The sequence below is a fragment of the Methanospirillum sp. genome, from assembly GCF_035560735.1.
In the GTDB taxonomy this organism is placed as follows: Archaea; Halobacteriota; Methanomicrobia; order Methanomicrobiales; family Methanospirillaceae; genus Methanospirillum.
In genome coordinates this window covers 1-4,610 of sequence record NZ_DATMYY010000147.1, presented here as the reverse complement: position 1 = coordinate 4,610, position 4,610 = coordinate 1, and the positions used below count along the sequence as shown (strand labels likewise).

4 protein-coding genes are annotated in these 4,610 nt (G+C 44.4%); all 4 read left to right on the top strand.

Annotation, left to right across the window (positions count from 1 at the left end; genetic code table 11):
- Positions 1-266 precede the first annotated feature (266 nt).
- The 4 genes from VN429_RS04460 to VN429_RS04445 are packed head-to-tail and all read left to right on the top strand — an operon-like array spanning position 267 to position 4,550.
- The gene (locus tag VN429_RS04460) at positions 267-692 is read left to right on the top strand and encodes a molybdopterin dinucleotide binding domain-containing protein (protein ID WP_325630231.1); all 426 of its coding nucleotides are present in this window, start codon (positions 267-269) and stop codon (positions 690-692) included.
- A complete protein-coding gene (locus tag VN429_RS04455; RefSeq protein ID WP_325630229.1) occupies positions 680-2,017 on the top strand; it encodes a formylmethanofuran dehydrogenase subunit B in 1,338 nt (445 codons plus the stop codon). The genes VN429_RS04460 and VN429_RS04455 overlap by 13 nt, the downstream gene beginning before the upstream one ends.
- Positions 2,018-2,019: 2 nt before the next feature.
- A complete protein-coding gene (locus VN429_RS04450) occupies positions 2,020-3,735 on the top strand; it encodes a formylmethanofuran dehydrogenase subunit A (RefSeq protein ID WP_325630227.1) in 1,716 nt (571 codons plus the stop codon).
- Between the two features lie 11 nt (positions 3,736-3,746).
- The gene (locus VN429_RS04445) at positions 3,747-4,550 is read left to right on the top strand and encodes a formylmethanofuran dehydrogenase subunit C (RefSeq protein WP_325630225.1); all 804 of its coding nucleotides are present in this window, start codon (positions 3,747-3,749) and stop codon (positions 4,548-4,550) included.
- The last annotated feature ends 60 nt before the right edge of the window (positions 4,551-4,610 follow it).

Genomic DNA, 4,610 nt, shown 5'->3' with positions numbered 1-4,610 from the left:
GTTGGCAAGTTGATTGCATCACTATTCTCCGAGTTTGGGTATCATCTATACCAGTATTTTGACTACCCATCTCTTGCATGCTATAACAGTCGTGATCCTGGAACTCGAACAAAACTGTGAACACAAGAACCGCAGTCTCCCCGGATAATAGCAATCACAGGAGAATATGAATCCTGATGTAGGATCTGTACGATAACTGAGAAACTACAACAGAAATTGCAAGATCTGATTCAGAACATCATACGATAGGCTTATCTGAAGATACTATGGCCGAAAATAATACATTGAACATGATAACCCAGCGTGCCATTGAAGAAGGCATAGCAATGGAAATCGGGAAAACATCACCGGAATATTACGAAGCCTGTAATCTCATTGAGATGAATGAGGAGGATATGAAGAGACTGGGGATTTTAAAGAATACCAATGTTCGTGTGACAAGCGAAAGTGGTCAGGTTATAGTCAAAGCGATTGTTGCACGTCAGACAGTATATCCGGGTCTTTGCCATATCAGACAGGGGGTATGGGCTAACCAGGTCGTTCCTCCACGTACTCAGTCAACCGGCACTCCACAATACAGCGGGTTCCCTGTAACTGTCGAATCTACTCCTGATGAAAAATTAAAATCGGCACTTGAACTTGTTTTGAGTGCAGTCGGAATGTGGAAAGGTGAGAAATTATGTCCAAGATAATTGAAAATGTTGGTTGTCCATACTGTGGTTGCTCCTGTGATGATGTAAGAGTCACAGTTTCAGATGATGGAAAAAAAGTACTTGAAGTTGAAAATGTCTGTGCAATTGGGGCTGAGATCTTTAAACACGGGAGCTCAGAAAACAGGCACCGACTTCCTCGTCTTCGTCAGCCTGATGGCACGATGAAAGAGATTTCATATGAGGAGGCTATTGAATGGACTGCACAGCATCTGTGTAAGGCAAAAAAGCCCCTTATGTACGGGTTTGGTTCAACCAACTGTGAAGGTCAGGCAGCTGCCGCCAGGTTAATGGAATCTGTTGGTGGATGCCTTGATAACTGTGCAACCATCTGTCATGGACCATCTTTTCTTGCAATATTTGATAATGGATACCCAACTTGTACCCTTGGCGAAGTCAAAAATCGTGCTGATGTAATTCTCTATTGGGGTTCAAACCCAGCTCATGCACACCCACGACATATGTCACGCTATTCTATCTTTCCTCGTGGGTTCTTTACTGGAAAAGGACAAAAGAAACGTACTGTTATTGTCATTGATCCACGATATACCGATACTGCAAACGTTGCTGATATCCATGTCAGGGTAAAACAGGGGCATGATTATGAACTTTTTAATGCATTCCGCATGATTATGAACGGATATGCAGATGATATCCCTGATATTGTTGCAGATGTTCCAAAAGAACAGATCCTTCAAGTCGCTGAGGTCATGAAAAATGCTAGATTTGGAACTGTCTTTTACGGTATGGGCCTTACTCACTCTGATGGACGTAATCACAATATCGACATCGCAATTTCTCTCATACGGGATCTAAACAAGGTTGCCAAGTGGACAATTATGGCAATGCGTGGACACTACAATATTGCAGGTCCCGGTGTCGTATGGTCATGGACATTTGGATTTCCGTACTGCCTTGATCTCACCAAGAAGAACTATGCACACATGAATCCGGGTGAAACAAGTTCTGTTGACATGGCAATGAGGGATGAAACAGATATGTTCATCAACATCGGAACCGATGCGGGTGCCCATTTCCCGATTCCAGCAGTCCAGCATCTGAAAAAACATCCATGGGTCACCATCGATCCAAGTGTCTGTATGGCATCGGAAATCTCTGATCTGCACATTCCTGTCTGTATCTGTGGAGTTGATACCGGTGGAATTGTGTACCGGATGGACAACGTGCCAATCCAGTTCAGACAGGTTATCGATTCACAGGGTCTTCTTACAGATGAGGAACTGCTAAACAAAATTGCTGACCGGGTTGAAGAACTCAATGCTAAAAATCCTGTAAAGGAGAGTTGAAGATGTCCGAACTTATTATTAAGAATGGATACGTCTTTGATCCAATATCAGGTATTAATGGAGATATAGCAGATATTGCCATCAAAGATGGTAAGATCGTAGAAAAAGTCTCATCAAAAGCAAAGATCATAGACGCAAGCGGTAAGACCGTCATGGCTGGCGGTGTTGATATTCACACTCATATCGTAGGGCCAAAAGTCAACCTTGGGCGTGAAATGCGGCCTGAAGATAAGCTCTTCCGGGGTAACTACCGGGGAGGGATTGTAAAGCAGGGCAAGCGGATGGAAATGGGATTCTCTATCCCTACAACCTGGAAGACCGGATATGCATATGCCCGTCTTGGGTACACATATGCCAACGAAGCAGCAATGCCGCCGCTTATGGCACCTCATGTTCATGAAGAGATCAGGGATACACCAATTCTTGATATCAGTGCTATGCCGGTCTTTGGGAATAATTGGTTCTGTTTTGAATATCTTAAGAACAAGGAGATTGAGAACAACGCAGCATATGTTGCATGGCTCCTAAAGGCAACGTATGGTATCGGAATAAAGGTTGTTAATCCCGGTGGCACTGAAGCATGGGCATGGGGAGAGAATTGTGTTGATATTCATGACCCGGTTCCATTCTTTGATATTACACCGGCAGAGATCATAACCGGTCTTATTGAAACAAATGAATATCTCGGCTTGCCCCATTCAATCCATCTTCATGGGAACAATCTTGGAAATCCAGGTAACTACGAACATACGATCAAGACTCTCAAACTCGCTTCCGGGTACAAAACAAAAAATAAATTCAAACGAGAACAGGTTCTGCACAACACCCATCTTCAATTCTTCGCATACAAAGGAGATAGTTGGGGAACCTTTGGATCTGGTGCAAAAGAGGTCATGGATTACGTCAACAAGACCAAAAATATAACTGTAGATCTTGGGGTAGTAACTCTAGACGAGACGACGACTATGACTGCAGATGGTCCATTTGAACATCACCTCATGGAACTCAATCACCGCAAATGGGCAAACTGTGATATTGAACTTGAAACCGGATCAGGAATTGTCCCTTATATCTATGACAAAGATATTGCCATTTGTGGTATTCAATGGGCAATAGGTCTGGAACTTGGCCTCTATGCAAAAGACCTGATGAGGGTTTTTATCACAACTGATCATCCGAATGCTGGTCCATTTACCCGGTACCCGCGTATCATCAAGTGGTTTATGTCAAAAAAAGCCCGTGAGACAACTTTTGAATCCATGAAACGCAGGGACAAGGTTATCGCAGCAACTGATCTGGCATCCATGGACCGGGAACTTACTCTTTATGAAATCGCTATGATGACCCGTGCAGGTCCTGCTAAGGCACTTGGTATGTCAAATATGTATGGCAGCCTTGCTCCCGGAGCTGATGGAAATGTCTCTATCTACAATCTTGATGCCAAAAAGATTCCGTCTGACCCGGAACTGATTGAAGAGGCATTCAGCAAGACTGCTTACACTATCAAGGAAGGAGTAGTTGTCGTCCAGAATGGCGAGATTGTTGCAGAACCCAAGGGATACACCGTATGGACCAAAGTCAACATGCCTGAAAACTTACAGGTAATGCGAGATATAAAGGAAAAGTTTACCAAAAGTTACACAGTTAATCTTGAGAACTACGCAGTATTCGACGACCATGTGTATCGCCCCCGGGCACTTGAAGTAGAAGTTGCCTGAGGTATAAAAAGATGCAAACCGTAACAATGACTTTGATAGAGCAGCCTGAGTTGTACCTCGAATGCTATAGTGTAACCCCAGATAAGTTTGCAGGGAAGTCTCTGGCCGAGATTGCAGATCTTCCGGCTCATGAAGGAAAAGTCCTCTGGAAATTAAAAGATTTCTTCTCTTTCTCCGGAAAGGCTGGAGAAACAGCAGTTGACACCAAGATCATCGTCAACGGAAATGTCCGAAAGATGAAGCGGTTCGGTCAGCAGATGACAGCCGGTGAGATCCTCATCAACAGCGATGCTGATATGTACGTCGGCTGCTGGATGCGTGGCGGTAAGATTACGGTCAAAGGCAATGCAGATGCATTTCTTGGAATCGGTATGGAAGGCGGAGAACTCACCGTCGAAGGCGATGCTGATAACCATGTCGGTAGTGCCTACCGTGGTGACTGGCGTGGCATGAGTGGCGGTACACTCCGGGTAAAAGGAAAGGCAGGTAATGATATCGGAACTGCTATGACCGGGGGGACCATTATTATCGAAGGCAATGTCTTTATCCACGTCCTGACCCACGCTGAAGGTGGTACCGTCATTATCAAGGGTGATGTCGAAGGCCGTGTAGGTGGACAGATGGTAAAGGGAGATGCATATATCCTTGGAAAGATTCTCTTCCCGATGCCAGGGTTCAAAAAGGTTGGAACTGTCGAGAAGGAATGTGATGGCCAGACCTACACCTTTGATGAGTATATAGGAGATATGGGGGAGCGGAAAGAGAAGAAGAAAGGAGAGATTGTCTGGGGTCATATCTACCTTAAGAAAGTCTAAATAATTTCCCCTGGAAATTTTAGGCATTCCATACATCCGGTTTATCCCCCTATTTTTTCT